Source organism: Streptococcus sp. HMSC36C04, from assembly GCF_001839535.1.
GTDB lineage: Bacteria > Bacillota > Bacilli > Lactobacillales > Streptococcaceae > Streptococcus > Streptococcus hominis.
On the sequence record NZ_KV841564.1, the window covers coordinates 19218 to 38765 of the forward strand.

The 19548-nt window shown below is 38.0% G+C and carries 22 protein-coding genes; 15 read left to right on the plus strand and 7 right to left on the minus strand.

Annotated elements, in window-relative coordinates:
* From HMPREF3249_RS00455 to HMPREF3249_RS00465, 3 genes are read right to left on the minus strand one after another with little or no spacing between them, the layout of a single operon-like run.
* A complete protein-coding gene (locus HMPREF3249_RS00455; RefSeq protein WP_059220988.1) occupies positions 1-1389 on the minus strand; it encodes an ABC transporter permease in 1389 nt (462 codons plus the stop codon).
* A 23-nt stretch (positions 1390-1412) separates the two neighbouring features.
* Positions 1413-2060 carry an ABC transporter ATP-binding protein gene (locus HMPREF3249_RS00460; protein ID WP_059220986.1) on the minus strand — a complete coding sequence of 216 codons (648 nt, stop codon included), beginning with the start codon at positions 2058-2060 and terminating at the stop codon, positions 1413-1415.
* A gap of 11 nt (positions 2061-2071) precedes the next feature.
* Complete coding sequence (locus HMPREF3249_RS00465) at positions 2072-3364, minus strand: ABC transporter permease (RefSeq protein ID WP_059220984.1); 1293 nt, start codon at positions 3362-3364, stop codon at positions 2072-2074.
* Positions 3365-3630: 266 nt separating this feature from the next.
* Here HMPREF3249_RS00465 and HMPREF3249_RS00470 point away from each other — a divergent pair, with 266 nt between their 5' ends.
* The 11 genes from HMPREF3249_RS00470 (at position 3631) to HMPREF3249_RS00520 (ending at position 12750) form a co-directional block, all read left to right on the plus strand.
* The gene (locus HMPREF3249_RS00470; protein ID WP_059220982.1) at positions 3631-4485 is read left to right on the plus strand and encodes a bifunctional methylenetetrahydrofolate dehydrogenase/methenyltetrahydrofolate cyclohydrolase; all 855 of its coding nucleotides are present in this window, start codon (positions 3631-3633) and stop codon (positions 4483-4485) included.
* A gap of 85 nt (positions 4486-4570) precedes the next feature.
* Positions 4571-5428 (plus strand): NAD(P)H-hydrate dehydratase, encoded by an 858-nt coding sequence (locus tag HMPREF3249_RS00475; protein ID WP_059220980.1) that lies wholly within the window; start codon positions 4571-4573, stop codon positions 5426-5428.
* A 310-nt stretch (positions 5429-5738) separates the two neighbouring features.
* A complete protein-coding gene (locus HMPREF3249_RS09570; RefSeq protein ID WP_239985414.1) occupies positions 5739-6203 on the plus strand; it encodes a TraX family protein in 465 nt (154 codons plus the stop codon).
* Positions 6182-6544: a TraX family protein gene (locus HMPREF3249_RS09575; RefSeq protein ID WP_231466435.1), complete on the plus strand. Its 363-nt coding sequence runs from the start codon at positions 6182-6184 to the stop codon at positions 6542-6544. Before HMPREF3249_RS09570 ends, HMPREF3249_RS09575 begins: the two co-directional genes overlap by 22 nt.
* Positions 6545-6671: 127 nt before the next feature.
* The gene (gene xseA / locus HMPREF3249_RS00490) at positions 6672-8012 is read left to right on the plus strand and encodes an exodeoxyribonuclease VII large subunit (RefSeq protein WP_003041334.1); all 1341 of its coding nucleotides are present in this window, start codon (positions 6672-6674) and stop codon (positions 8010-8012) included.
* Positions 7990-8202, plus strand: coding sequence for an exodeoxyribonuclease VII small subunit (locus HMPREF3249_RS00495; RefSeq protein ID WP_003041167.1), 213 nt, complete (start codon positions 7990-7992; stop codon positions 8200-8202). Before xseA ends, HMPREF3249_RS00495 begins: the two co-directional genes overlap by 23 nt.
* On the plus strand, positions 8199-9101 hold the full coding sequence (locus tag HMPREF3249_RS00500) for a polyprenyl synthetase family protein (RefSeq protein ID WP_003041356.1): 903 nt from the start codon (positions 8199-8201) through the stop codon (positions 9099-9101). Before HMPREF3249_RS00495 ends, HMPREF3249_RS00500 begins: the two co-directional genes overlap by 4 nt.
* Positions 9067-9882: a TlyA family RNA methyltransferase gene (locus tag HMPREF3249_RS00505; RefSeq protein WP_049534564.1), complete on the plus strand. Its 816-nt coding sequence runs from the start codon at positions 9067-9069 to the stop codon at positions 9880-9882. The genes HMPREF3249_RS00500 and HMPREF3249_RS00505 overlap by 35 nt, the downstream gene beginning before the upstream one ends.
* Positions 9875-10306: an arginine repressor gene (locus HMPREF3249_RS00510; RefSeq protein ID WP_059220977.1), complete on the plus strand. Its 432-nt coding sequence runs from the start codon at positions 9875-9877 to the stop codon at positions 10304-10306. The genes HMPREF3249_RS00505 and HMPREF3249_RS00510 overlap by 8 nt, the downstream gene beginning before the upstream one ends.
* 7 nt (positions 10307-10313) lie before the next feature.
* Entirely contained in the window at positions 10314-11972 is a 1659-nt protein-coding gene (recN, locus tag HMPREF3249_RS00515; RefSeq protein WP_049534561.1) for a DNA repair protein RecN, read from the plus strand.
* Between the two features lie 46 nt (positions 11973-12018).
* A complete protein-coding gene (locus HMPREF3249_RS00520) occupies positions 12019-12750 on the plus strand; it encodes a metallophosphoesterase (RefSeq protein WP_003041302.1) in 732 nt (243 codons plus the stop codon).
* Between the two features lie 62 nt (positions 12751-12812).
* On the opposite strand, the gene HMPREF3249_RS00525 is transcribed toward HMPREF3249_RS00520, so the two are convergent.
* From HMPREF3249_RS00525 to HMPREF3249_RS00540, 4 genes are read right to left on the minus strand one after another with little or no spacing between them, the layout of a single operon-like run.
* Positions 12813-13787, minus strand: a complete 975-nt coding sequence (locus HMPREF3249_RS00525) for a siderophore ABC transporter substrate-binding protein (protein ID WP_059221337.1) — start codon at positions 13785-13787, stop codon at positions 12813-12815.
* Between the two features lie 22 nt (positions 13788-13809).
* On the minus strand, positions 13810-14562 hold the full coding sequence (locus tag HMPREF3249_RS00530) for an iron ABC transporter ATP-binding protein (RefSeq protein WP_049534559.1): 753 nt from the start codon (positions 14560-14562) through the stop codon (positions 13810-13812).
* Between the two features lies 1 nt (position 14563).
* Positions 14564-15526 carry an iron chelate uptake ABC transporter family permease subunit gene (locus HMPREF3249_RS00535; protein ID WP_059220975.1) on the minus strand — a complete coding sequence of 321 codons (963 nt, stop codon included), beginning with the start codon at positions 15524-15526 and terminating at the stop codon, positions 14564-14566.
* Entirely contained in the window at positions 15519-16472 is a 954-nt protein-coding gene (locus HMPREF3249_RS00540) for an ABC transporter permease (RefSeq protein WP_059220973.1), read from the minus strand. Before HMPREF3249_RS00540 ends, HMPREF3249_RS00535 begins: the two co-directional genes overlap by 8 nt.
* A 230-nt stretch (positions 16473-16702) precedes the next feature.
* On the opposite strand from HMPREF3249_RS00540, the gene HMPREF3249_RS00545 reads away from it, so the two are divergent.
* The 4 genes from HMPREF3249_RS00545 (at position 16703) to HMPREF3249_RS00560 (ending at position 19414) form a co-directional block, all read left to right on the plus strand.
* Positions 16703-17536, plus strand: coding sequence for a DegV family protein (locus HMPREF3249_RS00545; RefSeq protein ID WP_049534555.1), 834 nt, complete (start codon positions 16703-16705; stop codon positions 17534-17536).
* A 128-nt stretch (positions 17537-17664) separates the two neighbouring features.
* Positions 17665-17940, plus strand: coding sequence for an HU family DNA-binding protein (locus HMPREF3249_RS00550; protein WP_003023726.1), 276 nt, complete (start codon positions 17665-17667; stop codon positions 17938-17940).
* 179 nt (positions 17941-18119) lie between these two features.
* Positions 18120-18581, plus strand: a complete 462-nt coding sequence (locus HMPREF3249_RS00555; RefSeq protein WP_049534552.1) for a Fur family transcriptional regulator — start codon at positions 18120-18122, stop codon at positions 18579-18581.
* 140 nt (positions 18582-18721) lie between these two features.
* Entirely contained in the window at positions 18722-19414 is a 693-nt protein-coding gene (locus HMPREF3249_RS00560; protein WP_022525049.1) for a phosphoglycerate mutase, read from the plus strand.
* The last annotated feature ends 134 nt before the right edge of the window (positions 19415-19548 follow it).

Here is a 19548-nt window from a genome sequence, read left to right on the forward strand (position 1 = left end):
TTATTTGCTGTTATCTCCCATTAGCAAGTCTTTTGGTTGCTTACTAAGGAGCGTGATTGAAGCAATGAGGACGGAAACAATGATAATGGCAAGTCCAAAGATGACCACCTTGGTCATATCATCAGGAGATACATGTACATTGAGGCTAGTGAGGGTCTTGTTAAAGCCATCCACTTCAGCCCCGCCTCCAAGATTGGCGCTCTTACCTTCTCGAGCTAGTTTTTCAGCAATACCACTGGTAACTTGTTTTAAAATGCTATTTCCCATCACCTTGCTGACAGCACTACCTGCAAAGTAAGCACCAATGAAGCTAAATATACTTACAAAGAGAACTTCTATGATAAATTGGAAGAAAATCTTTGTTTTGCTAATTCCCATTGAAAGCATGATTCCCATTTCTTTTCTACGACCATTGATCCATAAGAACAAGACTAGCGTAAGAACAATCGCTCCAAAGATTAGAGTTCCGATTAAGAGGTTTCCAGTAACGCCGTAAATACCGTTAATAGAAGATTGAAGTGCTGGGAAGTTGCTTGTGCTCTTAACAAGGGTGTAGGCTTCCCAATCAATAGATGATATTTCTTTTACTTTCGCCATAACTTTATCAATATCTTGGCTACCGTTTACAAAGAAAGTAGCATCTTGATAAATAGCGTTTTTATCTGTTGAACCTTGTAAAGTTTTAGTCGTTTCTAAGTCTGTGATAAAGGTATTTTCATACAATTCTTGAGGACTAGAAACGCCTCCTTTATTTTTCCCGTCAAAAATTCCGATAACTGTCACTTTAGTAGTTTTATTAGCTTTGCGAATGTTATCATAGTCATAAGTATTCGATTTTATATTAATCGTATCGCCGACTTTAAGTTTGTTCTTTTCTGCAAAATCTTTATGAATTAAAGCAACATTTTTGTCATTTTTGTTGATATGTCTACCTTCAACTAGTTTGAAGGTTTCTGCGGTAAATTTATCATCTTTAGATGAATCGTTGATACCTGTTGCCATAATGGCACGGCCGAATTTTTGTTTTCTATCTTCGCTTTCAAAGTCGGTTTCTCCAGATTCAACCAATTGGTGATCAATTAAGTCAGCGACAACATTCATTCGTTTGATGTAGCCAGAGATACCTTTAACTTTTTCCACAGCTTCGATATCTTCGCCTTTAAGATTTCCTGCTCCGCGAGGGGTACCTTGGTTCACTTCGCGGTTAATCTGCATTGAGAAACTGCTAGTGATATTTTTGAAAGTCTCTTTTGAAGCGGCGTCTGTTGCATTTTTAACAGCAATACTGCCAAGTGTTAAAGTAGAGATGGCTAACAGGATTAAAAAGATAATCAGTGTTTTTATTTTTTTGCGCCATACATAGGCAAGAGCGTTCTTTATCGTTAACATATAATTTCTTCTCCTTGGAGGTCTTATTTATAATTCTTAGTGACTTCGACTAAGTTCTTATTGCTTAACTCTAAGACGACGTCTGCTTTATTAGCTAACTCTTTGCTGTGTGTCACCACAATCACACATTTATTTTTTTGTTTAGCTGATTTAATTAGGACTTCAATGATGTCCATGGCAGTACCTTCATCTAAGTTCCCAGTTGGTTCATCTGCTAAGATAATTGGTGCTGTAGATGCAAGAGCGCGTGCAATAGCAACCCGTTGCTGCTGACCGCCTGATAATCGTAATACGTTACGATGGATTTCTTTTTCGTTGAGTCCAAGTTGTAGTAAGCTATCTTTATTTGCTTGAGAATTTACGAGTCGAACATTCTCCATCGGAGTTAAGTAATCGATTAAATTATAATTTTGGAAAACCAGGGAGATTTGTTTCCGTCTGTGATAGTTATAGCCTTTTTGAGCGATGTCTTGATCTTCAAAGAGGATTTTTCCTTTTGTAGGAGTATCAAGTCCTGCAAGAAGGGAAAGCAAGGTTGATTTTCCTGCACCAGATTTCCCTATAATAGCATAAAATTTTCCTTCTTCAAATGAAGCTGTGATTTGATTCAATACATTTTCTTGTAGGCTATTGTATTGGTAACTAACTGAATCCATTTTTAAAATTGTCATGTTTTGTCTCCTTAACTTATATCGGTTAAAATATCTTTTGGTTTTTTATGTAGGATAATAGAAGATGAACCTACTACTGCAAGTAAAATAATGATGAGCAGTATTCCATAAGTCATCAGAATAGTAGAGGCATGTAAGTGCGGAACGATATTTTCAAAAATAGCGGATGAGCTATCTTGTTGTTGACCGCCTTTTATAAACCCTTTGAATACCATAGTGGAAATATAAGAGCCACTAATAGAAGCTAGTGCCATACTAAATACTGATATGATAACCAGTTCCAGTATGAATTGAGAGATAATCATCGCTTTTGAAATACCGAGAGATAATAGTACTCCGATTTCATAAATCCTTTCTCTCAACCAGAACATGAGAATCAAGGAAAGAACGATGATACTTCCAATAATGATACTGAAAGTTAAAACATTAATAATCTGTTTGAAACTGGTAACAGAAGAAGAAACTGCTTCAAAAGCCTTAGAATTTTTAACAAGATCAGTTTGCTTCCAATCAATTTTTGACTTTTTGACTGTATTGATGACTTTATCAATTTGATTTGGATTTGATACGAAATAAACGGCTGCAGATAATTTATAATCAGCTGGTTTGTAGTCCTGTAAGTATTGGCTCGATTCATAGTCCATATAGACAGTATTTTCTGTCGCATCTGAGCTTAAACCTGTTTGTTTCTCTTCTTTTTTTCCAGAGAAGATACCAGCAATTTCAAACTCTACTTCATGGAGTTGTTTAGCATCCTCATCCTTTAAGGAAGCTCCCTTTAGTTTTAGTTTATCTCCAACCTTTAAATGATTCTTTTTAGCTAATTTTTCATGGATGAGAATCTTGGATTTATCGCCTTTACGAATTGGCTTTCCTTGTTCAAGTTTGAAAACACCACTTGCAAAGGTTGTTTCTAGAGTAGAATCACTTGTTCCTAATGCAGCAACCAGATTGTTGAGGACAGGGTTTTGATTGTCTCTTGTGACACCTTGTTTTTTCTTGACAACAGTTTTATCTGTCAAACTTGCTAAAGCATCGTATTTGAAGTTGAATTTTGAAATTTCTTTATTCTCAAGTAATTTTTCTGCTGTTTTTAGTGAAAGTGGTCGTTCAAGTGTTTTGCTAGTTATTGTAAAGCCAGTATTTGATGCGTCATAGATTTTCTTTTCGATATTATTAGTCGTTCCCATAATAGAAAAGCTACTAGTTAAGGCAGTTGAAATGAGAGTAAGTATCAGAAATACAAGAAGAGTTTTAACTCTTTTTCTACTGATGTAATTCAAAGCCTGCTTGGCTATTTGCATAATTTTCTTCCCTTCTATATATTTTAAACTAAATCGGTACCGTGTTCTATGTTAAAGCAGTTACCTTAAAATAGTTTTAAGGTTTAAGGTAATTTTAAGTTTTTTGGCTCCTTTTTTTCTGTTTTTTGTGTAAATTTTCATAAAATGGTAGAAAAAGGGGGAAAGACAAGGTTGGTTTCGCTCTATAACTTTCTATAAAAAAGTCTATAGGGCAAATGAATGAATTTCTGCTATAATAGAATGAAGAAAATAGAAATGAGAGTTATATGGCAAAAATAATTGACGGAAAAGCTTTGGCAGAAAAATTACAAGCACAATTAGCGGAGAAAGTTCGTAAACTAAAAGACCAAACAGGCTTGGTACCTGGACTTGTAGTGATTTTAGTGGGCCATAACCCAGCTAGTCAAATCTATGTGAGAAATAAAGAGCGGTCAGCTTTGGCTGCAGGACTGCGAAGTGAAGTGGTGCGTCTGCCAGAAACAACAACCCAAGAAGAGCTGCTGATTTTGATTGAAAAGTACAATCAAGATCCAGATTGGCATGGGATTTTAGTTCAATTGCCGCTGCCAAAGCATATTGATGAAGAGGCGGTACTGTTAGCAATTGACCCTGATAAAGATGTGGATGGCTTTCACCCAATGAATATGGGACACCTTTGGAGTGGTCATCCTGTCATGATTCCCTCCACACCTGCTGGCATTATGGAAATGTTTCATGAGTACGGTGTAGAATTAGAAGGTAAACGTGCTGTTGTCATTGGACGGAGTAACATTGTCGGAAAGCCTATGTCACAGCTTTTACTTGCTAAAAATGCAACAGTAACTCTGACGCATTCACGGACACATCACTTGTCAGAGATTACAAAAGAAGCTGATATTTTAGTTGTCGCTATCGGCCGCGGGCATTTTGTGACTAAAGATTTTATCAAAGAAGGCGCGGTCGTGATTGATGTTGGCATGAACCGTGATGAAAATGGTAAATTGATTGGTGATGTGAAATTTGATGAAGTATCTGAAATCGCGAGTCTCATCACTCCTGTACCAAGAGGGGTTGGTCCGATGACCATTACCATGCTCATGGAGCAAACTTATCGAGCGTGCAAGCGGAGTTTGAAGAAATAGAATGCGACACGTCTATTTCTTTTATGGTAAAACAAAGGTAAACAAGGGTGTCACTTCTCTACTGGCATAGGTGAAGGGAGCAAACATGGAAGTAGTAGACTATACATTATTGAAAAAGATTATTCAGCCACGTGCGCTCAATAGTCACAAGGGAGATTACGGTCGTTTGTTGTTGATTGGCGGGACGTATCCTTTTGGTGGAGCGATTATCATGGCAGCTTTAGCGGCAGTTCATAGCGGAGCTGGTCTAGTGACGGTTGCGACGGATAGGGAAAATATCGCAGCTCTCCATGCTCATTTACCAGAAGCAATGGCTTTTGATGTACAAGATAAAAAGCTATTGACCGAGCAAGTCCAAAAAGCAGATGTAGTATTGATTGGACCAGGTTTAGCTGAAAGTAAACTTGAAAAAGCCACTTTGCGGTTGATAGTGGAACTGGTCAGTGAACATCAAGTCTTCATCATGGACGGTGGGGCTATTTCCCTCTTTAGCCAAGAAACTCTACCATTTTCGAAAGCGCAGATGATTTTTACCCCGCATCAAAAAGAGTGGGAGCGGTTGAGCGGACTAAAGATAGCTGAGCAAACGGTTGAAAAAAGCCAAGAAGCTGTTAATTCCTTTCCTGTTGGAACTATCGTTGTTCAAAAGAAGCACGGAACGATTATTTTCCAAAGTGGAAATGCAGATTATTTCCAACTGAACATAGGCGGCCCTTATCAAGCAACGGGTGGCATGGGAGATACTCTTGCAGGCATGATTGCAGGCTTTGTAGGGCAGTTCAATAGTAGTTCTTTACTGGAACGTGTAACTGCCGCAGTCTATCTGCATTCAGCCATTGCTGAGGAGTTAAGTAAAGAAAACTATGTAGTCTTGCCAACAGAAATCAGCAAAGAAATCCCTAAGTGGATGAAGAAGCTAGCTAAAAATGAAAATATGTTATAATGAAAAAGTCTGCAGGAGCATTTAAAAATTAGAAAATTTAGCTCTTCTTGTCTGCTTATTGGAGTAATGAATTTGATATTTAGCTCATGAGGCTTAACTACAAGTTGAAAGGAAGAATAATCTTTTTCAATATCCACTATCTTATGAAAAACCATTGTATTTAATGAGGTTGAGATTTCTTATCTTGACTTTATTTTTTTGCCTTACAAAAATGTCACTTTTCTTTCTGAAAATGTAAGTTTATGTAATGGAAAGAACGGGAAATTTTCGATAAGATAATGCTTGTTGAAAAAAATGAAATAGAGATTTTATGATGTTACAATCTTTAAAGAAAGTGTCAAATGCAACGAACTTGAAATTTTTAGCTATTTGTCTTATGTTTTTAGATCATATCCACGAAATGTTTAGTGCTTCTGGTGCTCCGATATGGCTAACAATGCTAGGACGCGTAGTTTTTCCTCTTTTTATGTTTCTGGCAGCTGATAGTTTTTATTATACGCATAATCGAAAAGCTTATTTGAAACGGTTGCTCTTTATGACATGGTTTATGATTATTGGGAACATGATTGTCAGTCACTTTTTCACTAATGGTAAAGTTTGGCTGGCGAATAATGCTTTTGGCGCCTTTTTCCTAGCAGGCATATCTATCTGTGCTTGGGATTTGATGGTTGAAGGGGTGAAGGAAAAGAAAGTTCGTCCATTTTGGAAAGGGCTAGGGCTTTTTTTTTGCCGATTCTTCTGGCTCTGCCGGTCTTGTTTTTATCGAGTTATCTAACGAGTGAGAATGTACCATCTCTTATGGTTCAGATTATTTCCTTTTTTATCATGGCTATTCCGAACATTCTCGTGGTTGAAGGAGGGTATATCATGGTTTACCCTGGTCTTCTCTTTTATATTTTCCGCAGACACTGCATAGCACAAATGGTGATATTAGCACTAGTCTCTTTATTTGTGCATCTGACAGATCCAATGTCTGTACAATGGATGATGGTTTTTGCGATTGTTCCAATGTATTTTTACAATGGTGAAAAGGGGCGTGGTATGAAGTTGTTTTTCTACATTTTTTATCCTGTGCATATCTATCTTTTGTATATTTTGGCAAGTTTGTTGGGCTAGGCTCTGCTTAAGATATGGGAAACTAGTCTTTCCTTTTTCGTTGAGGGCTGGAAATGATTTTTTATAGATTGTTTGGTATAATAAAAATTATGAATAAAGAAGCATTACAGGAAATGAAAGGAGAGGAATGTCTGAGTATTTATCCGTGTCAACCTTGACCAAATACTTAAAATTAAAGTTTGATAAAGATCCTTATTTAGAACGAGTTTATCTGACGGGGCAAGTTTCTAATTTTCGTAGGCGACCTAATCACCAATATTTCTCTCTCAAAGATGAAAAAGCAGTCATTCAGGCAACAATTTGGGGTGGTGTTTATAAGAAGTTAGGTTTTGACTTGGAAGAGGGTATGAAGATTAATGTCATCGGTCGTGTTCAACTCTATGAACCAAGTGGATCTTATTCTATTATCATTGAAAAAGCGGAGCCAGACGGTATCGGAGCTTTGGCAATTCAGTTTGAGCAGCTCAAGAAAAAGCTAGGCGAGGAAGGGCTTTTTGAGGAGCGCTTTAAGCAAGCTTTACCGCAATTTCCAAAGAAAATTGGAGTAGTGACCAGTCCTAGTGGTGCAGTGATTCGCGATATTATAACGACTGTCAGCCGTCGTTTTTCGGGAGTTGAGATAATTCTTTATCCGACGAAGGTGCAAGGCGAAGGAGCGTCTGCTGAAGTAGCTGAAAATATTCGTCGTGCTAATGAGCGAAATGATTTAGATGTCCTTATTATCGGTCGAGGTGGTGGCTCAATTGAAGATCTCTGGGCGTTTAATGAGGAAGTGGTTGTCCGTGCAATTTTTGAATCTCACATTCCGATTATTTCGAGTGTAGGGCATGAAACGGATACGACCTTGGCAGATTTTGTTGCAGATAGACGGGCTGCAACGCCGACAGCGGCTGCTGAATTAGCAACACCTGTAACAAAGTTGGATCTCCTAGCACACTTGCAGCAGCAACAAAATCGGTTAGCAGCCGCCATGTCTAATCGTCTTACTTACAATCGTGAGCGACTAGCTAAGCTGAGTCAGTCTGTCATTTTTCGACAACCAGAACGACTATATGATAGCTACCTGCAAAAATTAGATCAACTAAATTTACGGCTCAAGCAAAAAATTCGCGAATATTATAACGAGGAAGTGCAGCGAGCAAGGCTTTTACAACATCGTTTGGAGGCTCTAGCTCTTTTAAGTCAGGTTCAGATTTATCAAGAGCGTGTAGCTCAGTTGGAACGGCTTCTGCGCAGCAATATGGCAGTTGTTTATGACCATAAAGTGGCTGAAGTCAAGCGTCTGTCTGACGCTTTGCTCATGCTGGATACTAGCCGAATTGTGGCTCGGGGTTATGCTATTGTCAAAAAAGATAAACAGGTGTTAGAATCTATTGAGAAAGTCAATAAAAAAGATCAATTAACCATTTTGATGCGAGATGGTCAGATAGAAGTTGAGGTAAAAAATGTCGAAAGAAAAGAAATTTGAAGAAAATTTAGCAGACTTAGAAGTCATTGTACAAAAGTTAGAAAACGGAGATGTTCCTTTGGAAGAAGCGATTTCTGAGTTTCAAAAGGGGATGCAGCTTTCAAAAGAATTGCAAAAAACACTAGATCAGGCAGAAAAAACGCTGGTAAAAGTTATGCAGGCTGATGGCACAGAAACGGAAATGGAATGAAACAAGACGAAAAATTAGCTAGAATTGGGCAAGCTATTGAGACTTTTTATGCTAAAAAAGCAGTATCTGCTGATTTGATAGAAGCGATTCTTTACTCAGTTAATGCAGGCGGTAAGCGAATTCGTCCTCTTTTACTTTTAGAATTGTTAGAAGGTCTAGGACTTGAACTGACAGAAGCACATTTCCAAGTGGCAGCAGCACTTGAAATGATTCATACAGGTAGCTTGATTCATGATGATTTGCCGGCTATGGACGATGATGATTATCGTCGTGGTCGCTTGACCAGCCACAAGAAATTTGGCGAAGCAATGGCTATTTTAGCGGGAGATTCTCTCTTTTTGGATTCTTATGCCTTGATAGCAGAAGCGGCACTACCTAGTCAAATCAAGGTAAATTTGATTGCAGAATTGTCATTAGCGGCTGGAACTTTTGGTATGGTCGGAGGTCAAGTCCTTGATATGCAGGGTGAAGGAAAGGACATCAGTTTAGTAGAGCTACAGAATATTCATGCCAATAAGACTGGCAAACTCCTGACCTATCCGTTTGTTGCTGCGGGTTTGATTGCTGAAGTAGGAGAATCACAGCAGGAAAAATTGAAAGTAATAGGTCAGCTGCTGGGACTAGCCTTTCAGGTGCGAGATGATATTTTAGATATCACAGCAAACTTTGAAGACTTGGGCAAGACACCGCAGAAAGATGTGGCAGCAGAAAAAGCCACCTATCCAGCTATTTTGGGCTTGAATGGAGCAAAGCGATTCTTTGAAGAACAGCTAGAGGAAACAGAATATTTATTGGCAGAAGTAGAAGCAGAGATTGCTTTTTCAGGCGCGGCTATCAGAAAGATAATAGAAAGTTTAAAACTCAATGACGAAAGAAAGAGTAGATGTTCTAGCTTATAAGCAAGGGCTTTTTGAAACAAGAGAACAGGCCAAGCGCGGTGTGATGGCGGGCTTAGTCGTTGCTGTTGCGAATGGTGAGCGTTTTGATAAACCTGGCGAAAAAATTGATGAAGGCATTGAGTTAAAACTCAAAGGTGAAAAGCTCAAATATGTTAGCCGTGGTGGTTTAAAATTAGAAAAGGCTTTGCAGATTTTTGAAATTTCAGTTGAAAATCAGGTCACGTTGGACATTGGGGCATCAACGGGCGGTTTTACGGACGTCATGCTACAAAACGGGGCACGACAGGTCTATGCGGTAGATGTCGGCACCAATCAATTGGCTTGGAAATTGCGCCAAGATGAACGCGTCATCAGCATGGAGCAGTTTAATTTTCGTTATGCCAAAGTAGCTGATTTTGAGGAGACACCTAGCTTTGCTTCCATTGATGTTAGTTTTATCTCGCTTGGTCTCATTTTGCCAGCTCTGTATAAGATTTTGGCTGAAAATGGAAAAGTTGTGGCTCTCATCAAACCTCAGTTTGAAGCAGGAAGAGAGCAAATTGGCAAAAATGGGATTGTGAAAGATAAAAAAGTGCATCAAGCAGTTTTAGAAAAAGTAACGGACTTTATGGTTGAAGCCGGATTTTCTGTCCAAGGTCTGGATTTCTCCCCTATTCAAGGTGGGCATGGGAATGTGGAATTTTTAGCCTATTTAGAAAAAAGTTCTCACCCAGAAAATCTAGTAAAAACAATGATTACAACGGTCGTAGAGACAGCACATAAGGAATTTAAAGATGAATAAAAAGGAAAGATTAGAAAAAATTAGACATTTTGTGTCGGACTATGAAGTTGGAACACAAGAAGCAATTGTAGAATATTTGAAGAAATCAGGAATTACAGCAACACAGGCAACTGTTTCGCGTGATATTAAAGAATTGGGCATTGTCAAAATTCCGCTGAAAAATAACACTTATATTTATGAACTACCGAAATCAGCTAGTACGAGTTTGAAGTTAGCAGACAATAATATCTTAAAGTTTGATCTATTGGGAAATATGATCAATCTCAATCTTGTCCCTGGAAGCACAGCTTTTGTGAAGCGACAAATTGTAGAAGATTTCTCTAATGACATTTTTAGTATTTTAGCCGATGATGACACGATTCTCCTTATTTTCCGTAGTGAAGAAATGGCTCATCAGGTATTGGAACAAATCAGGAATTGGTAGATAGCCTATGTTACTTGAAATTTCCATTAAAAATTTTGCAATTATTGAAGAGATTTCCCTCAATTTTGAGCAAGGCATGACTGTTTTGACAGGTGAAACAGGGGCCGGAAAGTCTATTATCATTGATGCTATGAACATGATGCTAGGAAGCCGCGCGACAACAGATGTGATTCGTCACGGTGCATCAAAAGCAGAGATTGAAGGGCTGTTTGCGATTGAACAAAGTAAGGCTTTGGTTGAAATTTTTGAGCAGCAAGGACTTGATATGACAGAGGAGCTGATTATTCGGCGGGAAATTTTTCAAAATGGACGTAGTGTCAGTCGTATTAATGGTCAAATGGTTAATTTGTCTGTCTTACGAGCCGTTGGACAGCATTTGGTGGATATTCACGGTCAGCACGACCAAGAAGAACTCATGCGACCGCAGCTGCATATTGCCATGTTGGACGAGTTTGGAGATGACGCATTTTTCAAGCTCAAAACTGATTATCAACAGATTTTTGATCAGTATCGTCAGTTGCGCAAGCAGGTCTTGACGATTCAAAAGAATCAAGAAGAAAATAAAGCGCGGATTGACATGCTGGAATATCAAATTGCAGAGATTGAAGCAGCTAATTTAAAAGCAGGTGAAGATTTAGCTTTAAATCAAGAACGTGATAAGTTGCTCAATCATAAGCAGATTGCAGACACTTTGACCAATGCTTATGCCATGCTGGATGATGAAGAATTTTCTAGTTTAGCAAATGTTCGATCTGCCATGAATGACATGGAAGCTATTGAAGACTACGACGCCACTTACAAAGAAATTGCGACCAACCTTTCTGAATCTTACTATGTGTTGGAAGAGGTGACAAAGCGTTTGGAGGATATTCTAGAAGACTTGGATTTTGATGGTGGCCGTCTCTTAGAAGTAGAAAATCGCCTAGATTTAATCTATAGTATTACTCGCAAATACGGTGGTCAAGTAGATGATGTCCTAGCTTACTTTGAGCAGATTTCTAAAGAATATGCTCTACTTACTGGGAAAAATCTTTCATCAGATGATTTGGACAAAGAGCTGAAAAAGCTGGAAAAAGACTTGGTTTCTCTAGCAAGCAGTCTTAGTCAGGCTCGGCACGAATTATCCCAGCAGTTAGAAGCAGAGATTCAGCAAGAACTGCAAGACCTCTATATGGAAAAGGCGAATTTTCGAGTTCAATTTACCAAAGGGAAATTTAGTCGTGAAGGAAATGAACACGTTGAATTTTATATTTCGACTAATCCCGGTGAAGATTACAAACCACTCGTTAAGGTTGCTTCAGGAGGTGAATTGTCTCGTTTGATGTTGGCAATCAAATCTGCTTTTTCTCGTAAGGAAGGCAAGACTAGCATTGTCTTTGATGAAGTGGACACAGGCGTATCGGGACGTGTTGCACAAGCTATTGCTCAAAAGATTCATAAAATTGGCTCAAACGGACAAGTCCTCGCAATTTCGCACTTGCCACAAGTGATTGCCATTGCGGATTATCAATTTTTCATTGAGAAATTATCTGATGAACATTCGACTGTTTCAACTGTTCGTTTGTTATCAGATGAGGAGCGTGTCGAAGAAATTGCCAAAATGTTGGCGGGTGAAAATGTGACCCAAGCAGCCCTCACGCAGGCTAGAGAGCTCTTGAAAAAATGAAACACCTTTTGGCTTGTGCTAAATGAGTTGTTATCAGGAGGTAATCATGACAAATTATTTTGTAATTGGTGACGTACATGGAAAAGCAAAAATGCTAAAAGAATTACTCAAAAAATGGGATGGAAAAAGCCAACTCATCTTTTTAGGGGATTTGATTGACCGTGGGGAAGATAGCCGCGCTGTTTTGGAGTGTGTGAAAGAACTTGTTGAAAAGCAAGGAGCGATTTGTATTTCTGGAAATCACGAATACATGTTTTTAACTTGGTTGGACAATCCTGAGAGTGGCTATGCTCATTATCGTCGCAATGGTGGAGATACAACAATCAATTCCATTTTGGGGCGACCTTTAGATACTCCTGTTGATGGAGTTGAAGACGCAAAGCGCGTGTCGGAAGAGGCGCCAGACCTCGTGTCTTTTATTCGTCAGATGCCTTTCTTTGTTGAAACAGATAACTATATTTTTGTACACGCTGGAGTTGACTTAACTTTAAAAGATTGGCATGAAACAAGCGATTATCAAAAAGTTTGGATACGTGAGCCCTTTCATCAAGGTCTCAATCAAACAGGGAAAATAATTGTATTTGGGCATACTCCGACTTTTTATCTTTTTTCTGAGATGCCTGGGACAAGTCGCCTTTGGCAAACGCAGGATCAAAAAATTGGTATGGATGGCGGAGCTGTCTATGGCGGTGTTCTCCACGGAGTTTTATTTGGAAATGAGGGAATTTTAGAACATCATTTCATCACAAATGATGGTTTCGCGGTAGAAGATGATTAGAAGTTGGGGACGATAAAAGAGCTGAAGGAAATCCATTTAAGGTTTTCTTCAGCTCTTTTATATTATTTCCCAGCTACATTTTTTACATCTTCAATCATCAATTTTGTTGATTCGAGTCCGCCTCCGCTGAGGTACCAAAGGTCAGATGTCAAGTTTACAATAGTTTTATTTTTAGCTGCATTTGTTTCTTGGATCAGTGAGTTATTCAGTAAGTCTTTATTGGCCGAATTGTCCCCACCGATAGCAAGAGTGCGGTTCAGAACAAAGATAATGTCTGGATTGATTTGTTTGATACTTTCAAAGCTGACTTCTTGTCCATGTCTTGATTCCTTAATTTTAGCATCTGTTGGTTTGAACTTCAAAGTGCTGTAAAGAAAAGAAAAACGTGATTTAGCTCCGAAAGCAGACATTGCACCTTCATTTAACATCATCGTCAGAGCCTTTTTATTTGATTTTTCATTGGCAGCAGCAACAGTTTGAATTTCTTTGTCTAATTTAGCTAATTCACTTTTAGCTTTTTTGGTTCCGTATTCCCCAAAGATACTTGCTAAAGAAAGGATGTTTTTCTTGGTAGAACCCCAGTAGTCTTTGTTGTCTGTTTGGAATAATACAGTAGGGGCAATCTCCTTGAGTTTCTTGACATATTGAGCTGTACGACCAGAAGCAATAATCAAGTCTGGTTTTAAAGCTGCGATAGCTTCCATATCTGGTTCTTTCATGTTACCTACATTTTTAATGCTACTTGGTAAATTTTTTAAGTAAGCAGGAAGAGTTTTCTTTGGCATACCGACAATGCTGCTTTCTTTACCTAAAGCACGAATGGTATCAGCTGCACCTAAATCTAGTGTTACAATTTTTTTAGGGTTGGTAGGGACTTTCACATCTCCATTTGCTGTTTTGACAGTGACTTCACTAGAAGCAGATGAAGAATTTGTCGTTTTTGAATTGGTCTGTTTAGTGGCTCCGCAAGCAGCGAGTAGCACAACTGCAATAGCTGTGAAGAGAGATAGAAGTAGTGTTTTTGTATTCTTTTTCATTAGAAATCCTCCAAAATTAATATTATAGATAAATACAAACTTTTTTACCATTGATTTCACCAAGGGTAATGTCCATTTCATACAATGGATCTAAAATTTCTTTTCTCATGACCTGATTGGTTGTGCCTTGGTAAAAGACTTTTCCGTCTTTAAAGGCGACAATTTCATCAACATATTGACTGGCAATATTGATGTCATGAATGACAATGATAATCGTTTTTCCTAAGTCATCAACGAGAGAACGCAAGATTTTCATCATAGAAATACTTTGCTTAATATCTAGATTGTTTAGTGGCTCGTCCAAAAGGATAAAATCAGTGTCTTGAGTGAGCACCATAGCGATAAAAACGCGCTGCAATTGACCTCCGGATAGTGTATCAATAAAACGGTCTCTTAAATCAAGAATGTCCAGATATTCAAGTGCTTGCTCTACTTTTTTGAAATCTTCTTTTGTCAAACGATCCTGACTATAAGGAAAGCGACCGAAAGAAACCAATTCTTCAACCGTTAATTTAGATTGGTAATTGATTTTTTGTTTTAAAATGGTTAATTCTTTGGCGAGCTCTTTTGAGTTCCACGCTTCAATTTCTTTTCCCTTGATACTGAGAAACCCCTGATCTTTCTTGAGCAAACGGCTCATAATAGAAAGCAGCGTTGATTTTCCAGCACCATTTGGTCCAATAAAGGCGGTGAATTTGCTCGGTGAAATATTCAGTTGAATATCTTCTAAGATTGCTTGATTTCCAAATGATTTGCCAACATTTTTTAATTGCATTCTAGCGTTTTGCCTCCTTAGCTAAAAGATAAAAGAAGAATAGCCCTCCGACAAGCTCAATGACCATGCTGACATTGATTTGGAGCTGAAAGACGCGCTCTACCAGTATTTGCCCAGTGGTCAGAGAAAGAAAACTGAGTAAAATTGCTACTGAGAACAACCATTTGTGTTGGTATTCTTTGATTAACAGATAGGCTAAATTGGACATCATAAAGCCGAAGAACATCATAGGTCCAACGAGAGCAGTTGTCGTTGAAGTCAGCAAAACAATTGCCCATAGTATCTTTTTTTGCTCTTTTTCAACTTCTACACCTAAAATCGTCGCTGTCTTTTTATCCAAATGAAAAACATCCAAAATAGCGTTCTTCTTTAACAAATACAAACCTGCTAGTCCAATGATGATTGTAGCGACAGATAGAATATCCATATTCATTCGTTGAAAGGAAGGAAAAAGTTTTGTCTGCAGTTTATCATATTCGTTAGGATCCATTAGCACTTGCAAGAATGTACTAGCGCTTCTAAATAGCGTCCCTAGTGCCATACAAATCAATAAAATAAATAGAAATCCTTGCTGGAGTAGCTTTTTTAATGCAGGTTGCAGGCAGAAAAAGAAGCCGCACTGTATGAGTAAGACTAAGATAAACTCAAGCAAAGGGTGACTGGTATTGCCGATGAATTTGCTAGCAAAGAAAAGATAAATCGTCTGCATAAAGACATAGAGAGATTCCATTCCAAGAATGCTTGGTGTTAAAAAACGATTTTCTGTGATTGCTTGAAAGCTGATTGTAGCAAGACTTCCAGCTATGGCGACTAAGAGATAGGCTAGTAACTTTTGCAAGCGCAATTTCATAATAAAACCTGGTAAAGGATAGTCCATCGGCATGAGATATAACAAGCCACTCAAGCTGGCTAACAAAAGCAATAGAAGTAAGAGATTTCTTGTTTGACTCTTCATTTTATTCATGAGCAGCACCTCGCCACAAAAGATACACGAACGCCAAACTACCCAAAATTCCTAAAATCAAGCTGACGGAGACTTCGTAGGGACGAATGACTAGACGCGCTACAATATCACAGGCTAAGATGAGACAGGCACCAGTTAATGCGGTCAGTCCCTTAATGCGCGTGATATGGTCACCATAAAATTTCCGAATGATGTTTGAAACAATGACTCCGATAAATGGAAGAGAGCCGACTGTAATCATCGTCACACTTGTTGTCAATGCAATGAGAAACAACGTCATTCCCTCCATTTGGTAAAAGGAAATGCCTAGATTATGACTGGCATTTTCCCCTAGATTCATAATGGTAAACGTGGCTGATAGTTTCCATACCGCAATCAAGATGATTAAACTTAAAAACAACCATTCATATTGATGTTTCTGAATCATGGAAAAAGAGCCTTGTGTCCATGAAGTCATGCTTTGGACAAGATCAAAACGATAAGCAATGATTTCTCCAGCTGCGCTAATCACCCCACTATAAATAATTCCGACAAGCGGTAACAACCATTTTTCTTTAAATGAGAATTTTCTGATAAATCTAATAAAAATAATTGTAAAAAAAATAGCAGATACAAAAGCAAATAGCATTTTTTGCGCTAATGTGGCTGACGGAAAGAAAAATAAACTGAGCAACATACCAAATTTCGCAGCCTCGACCGTTCCAACTGTACTAGGAGCAGCAAAATGATTTTGTGTAACAGTCTGCATAAGAAGCCCGGCAATGCTCATACTAAAGCCTGCTAGGAGAATACTAATTGTCCTTGGCAAGCGTGACTCCCAAAATAGCAGCCCGGTCTGCTTATCTCCATATAGCAGTTGCCACCACGAAAAGTGGCTAGAACCAACTGTAATTGAAATCATAACCAGAGCAAGACAAAGAATTCCTAAAAATTTTGTCTGTTTCATTTATCAACCCTTTCTTAAAAGCAATTGCTTCAGCAAGATACATCACTAGGCTAACAAAAAAATAAAAGACTGTCAATTATTTTCTGAAAATTTAATAATTATGCCTATTTAGAAAAGTAAGAGGTTCTTACACATCTTTTACATATTTTATCCAGAAAAATTATTCCACAAAAAGTTATTTTTTTGATATAATAAATTAAATAGATAAAATTTATAAAAGTAGGAAAACCATGACAAAAATCAAAATTGTAACGGATTCATCTATTACGATTGAACCGCAAGTTGTAGAGGATTTAGAGATTACAATCGTCCCTTTGTCTGTAATGGTAGACGGTGTTGTTTATTCAGACGCTGACTTAAAAGAAGGAGAATTTCTTCATCTGATGCAGTCAAGTAAAAATCTACCGAAGACCAGTCAACCACCAGTTGGTGTTTTTGCAGAAATCTTTGAAACACTCGGAGAAACTGCCGATAAAATCATATCTATTCATATGTCGCATGCTTTATCTGGAACGGTCGAAGCTGCACGTCAAGGTGCAACCTTGGCAAATGTGGATGTAACAGTGATTGATAGCTCCTTTACGGATCAAGCATTGAAGTTTCAAGTGGTTGAAGCTGCAAAACTAGCAAAAGAAGGTGCAGACTTTGATGCTATTTTAGCAAAAATCGAAGAAGTGCGCGAAAAAACAGAATTGTATATTGGTGTTTCAACGCTTGAAAATCTTGTAAAAGGCGGTCGTATTAGTCGTGTGACTGGTCTTCTCAGTTCGCTGCTTAATATTCGAGTGGTTATGCAAATGAAAAACCACGAATTACAACCGATTGTTAAGGGGCGTGGTGTAAAAACCTTTAAAAAATGGGTCAATGATTTAGCTGAAGGCTTAAAAGATAAAAAAGTGGCTGAGATTGGAATCTCGTATGCAGGGACTGCTGAGTTGGCAAATGAGATGAAACAGGTGTTGCAACAATTTGTGACAGCTCCGATTCCTGTTTTAGAAACGGGTTCTATTATCCAAACACATACTGGGGAAAATGCTTGGGCAGTTCTTATTCGCTATGAATAAGTTGGATATTTTCGGAAAGATAGAAAAAAGTTCGTTTTGTGCTTGACCTAATAGTAATTTTTAGATATGATAATACTTGTTAGAGTTAGTAACTGCTAACTCATAAAATTTTTTGGAGGATTTGTTAAATGGCTAACAAACAAGATTTGATTGCAAAAGTAGCAGAAGCTACAGAATTGACTAAGAAAGATTCAGCAGCAGCAGTTGACGCTGTATTTGCAGCAGTAACTGAATACCTTGCAGCTGGTGAAAAAGTTCAATTGATTGGTTTTGGTAACTTTGAAGTTCGTGAACGTGCAGCTCGTAAAGGTCGCAACCCACAAACTGGTGCAGAAATCACAATTGCAGCTTCTAAAGTACCAGCATTTAAAGCAGGTAAAGCTCTTAAAGACGCTGTTAAATAATGCAATTTTTAAAAAAACCTATTGTTTCAACGTTTCGGCGTTGAACAATAGGTTTTTTTCTTGTAAAAGGGCAGATAAGGAGACTAACTTTATCATTTGCATTTATTTGCAATCATTCTAAATACGCATTTTCCTATTTTCGTGATATAATAAAGGAAAAAATTATGAGCAGGTAGGAAATGAAGTCACATCCTTATTTAGAACTCACGGTTCAAGGTGATTATGAAAACGTTATTCAACGATTGAAAACAAAGGGAGTCCGTATTACAGAGACTAGAAAGGCAGTCATTGACTATATGATTCGGACGCATGAACACCCAAGTGCGGAAGCAATTTATCATGATTTACTTCCTGACTTTCCTAATATGAGTTTAGCAACAGTTTATAATAATCTCAAAGTTTTGGTGGAAGAGGGCTTTGTAGAAGAAATTAAGATTAGCCATGATAAAACGACTTATTTTGATTTTATGGGGCACGAACATCTGAATGTTGTCTGTGAAAAATGTGGTCGAATTGCAGACTTTGAAGATGTAGATATACCTGATTTGAAGCGCGAAGCTGAAGAACAAACAGGTTATAAAATTACAAAGACACAAGTCTTGATGTACGGAATTTGTCATGAGTGCTCGAAAAATAGTTAAGGAATTGATGTATACGCTTGAATAAAGTAAATTATCAAAAATCAAATATTCTCCCACTGATACTGGATTTTTTTGAAAAAATTTTGTAAAATATAGTAGTGACTGTGAGACAGTTTTCAAAAATCAAAGGAGAATTTCTAATGGTAAAATTAGTTTTTGCTCGCCACGGTGAGTCTGAATGGAACAAAGCAAACCTCTTTACAGGTTGGGCTGATGTTGATTTGTCTGAAAAGGGAACGCAACAAGCTATTGATGCTGGTAAATTGATTAAAGAAGCTGGTATTGAGTTTGACCAAGCATACACATCTGTTTTGACACGTGCTATTAAAACAACAAATCTTGCTCTTGAAGCAGCAGATCAACTTTGGGTACCAGTTGAAAAATCATGGCGCTTGAATGAACGTCACTATGGTGGTTTGACAGGTCAAAACAAAGCTGAAGCAGCTGAAAAATGGGGTGACGAACAAGTTCATATTTGGCGTCGTTCTTATGATGTATTGCCACCAGCTATGGCAAAAGATGATCAATATTCAGCACATACTGACCGTCGCTATGCAAACCTTGATGACTCTGTTATTCCAGATGCAGAAAACTTGAAAGTAACCTTGGAACGTGCTCTTCCATTCTGGGAAGATAAAATCGCTCCAGCTTTGAAAGACGGTAAAAATGTATTCGTAGGTGCACATGGTAATTCTATCCGTGCCCTTGTAAAACATATCAAACAATTATCAGATGATGAAATCATGAATGTGGAAATTCCTAATTTCCCACCGCTTGTATTTGAATTTGATGAAAAATTGAATCTTGTCAACGAATACTATCTTGGGAAATAAGCCCAATAAAATATTGTAAGCTCTGCGCAAGCAGGGCTTTTTAAAGTGTTGCGAGTTTTTTCTTTCTAGTTTGTGTTTTTTCTCAGTGTTTTCCATTTTCCACGACTTCATTTAGGTGGATTTATGGTACAATA

What these genes read in the sequence shown, in the direction of transcription:
- HMPREF3249_RS00455 (WP_059220988.1), bottom strand. Translation starts at nt 1,389, where the DNA reads ATGTTAACGATAAAGAACGCTCTTGCCTATGTATGGCGCAAAAAAATA.
- HMPREF3249_RS00460 (WP_059220986.1), bottom strand. Translation starts at nt 2,060, where the DNA reads ATGACAATTTTAAAAATGGATTCAGTTAGTTACCAATACAATAGCCTA.
- HMPREF3249_RS00465 (WP_059220984.1), bottom strand. Translation starts at nt 3,364, where the DNA reads ATGCAAATAGCCAAGCAGGCTTTGAATTACATCAGTAGAAAAAGAGTT.
- HMPREF3249_RS00470 (WP_059220982.1), top strand. Translation starts at nt 3,631, where the DNA reads ATGGCAAAAATAATTGACGGAAAAGCTTTGGCAGAAAAATTACAAGCA.
- HMPREF3249_RS00475 (WP_059220980.1), top strand. Translation starts at nt 4,571, where the DNA reads ATGGAAGTAGTAGACTATACATTATTGAAAAAGATTATTCAGCCACGT.
- HMPREF3249_RS09570 (WP_239985414.1), top strand. Translation starts at nt 5,739, where the DNA reads ATGATGTTACAATCTTTAAAGAAAGTGTCAAATGCAACGAACTTGAAA.
- xseA (WP_003041334.1), top strand. Translation starts at nt 6,672, where the DNA reads ATGTCTGAGTATTTATCCGTGTCAACCTTGACCAAATACTTAAAATTA.
- HMPREF3249_RS00495 (WP_003041167.1), top strand. Translation starts at nt 7,990, where the DNA reads ATGTCGAAAGAAAAGAAATTTGAAGAAAATTTAGCAGACTTAGAAGTC.
- HMPREF3249_RS00500 (WP_003041356.1), top strand. Translation starts at nt 8,199, where the DNA reads ATGAAACAAGACGAAAAATTAGCTAGAATTGGGCAAGCTATTGAGACT.
- HMPREF3249_RS00505 (WP_049534564.1), top strand. Translation starts at nt 9,067, where the DNA reads ATGACGAAAGAAAGAGTAGATGTTCTAGCTTATAAGCAAGGGCTTTTT.
- HMPREF3249_RS00510 (WP_059220977.1), top strand. Translation starts at nt 9,875, where the DNA reads ATGAATAAAAAGGAAAGATTAGAAAAAATTAGACATTTTGTGTCGGAC.
- recN (WP_049534561.1), top strand. Translation starts at nt 10,314, where the DNA reads ATGTTACTTGAAATTTCCATTAAAAATTTTGCAATTATTGAAGAGATT.
- HMPREF3249_RS00520 (WP_003041302.1), top strand. Translation starts at nt 12,019, where the DNA reads ATGACAAATTATTTTGTAATTGGTGACGTACATGGAAAAGCAAAAATG.
- HMPREF3249_RS00525 (WP_059221337.1), bottom strand. Translation starts at nt 13,787, where the DNA reads ATGAAAAAGAATACAAAAACACTACTTCTATCTCTCTTCACAGCTATT.
- HMPREF3249_RS00530 (WP_049534559.1), bottom strand. Translation starts at nt 14,562, where the DNA reads ATGCAATTAAAAAATGTTGGCAAATCATTTGGAAATCAAGCAATCTTA.
- HMPREF3249_RS00535 (WP_059220975.1), bottom strand. Translation starts at nt 15,526, where the DNA reads ATGAATAAAATGAAGAGTCAAACAAGAAATCTCTTACTTCTATTGCTT.
- HMPREF3249_RS00540 (WP_059220973.1), bottom strand. Translation starts at nt 16,472, where the DNA reads ATGAAACAGACAAAATTTTTAGGAATTCTTTGTCTTGCTCTGGTTATG.
- HMPREF3249_RS00545 (WP_049534555.1), top strand. Translation starts at nt 16,703, where the DNA reads ATGACAAAAATCAAAATTGTAACGGATTCATCTATTACGATTGAACCG.
- HMPREF3249_RS00550 (WP_003023726.1), top strand. Translation starts at nt 17,665, where the DNA reads ATGGCTAACAAACAAGATTTGATTGCAAAAGTAGCAGAAGCTACAGAA.
- HMPREF3249_RS00555 (WP_049534552.1), top strand. Translation starts at nt 18,120, where the DNA reads ATGAAGTCACATCCTTATTTAGAACTCACGGTTCAAGGTGATTATGAA.
- HMPREF3249_RS00560 (WP_022525049.1), top strand. Translation starts at nt 18,722, where the DNA reads ATGGTAAAATTAGTTTTTGCTCGCCACGGTGAGTCTGAATGGAACAAA.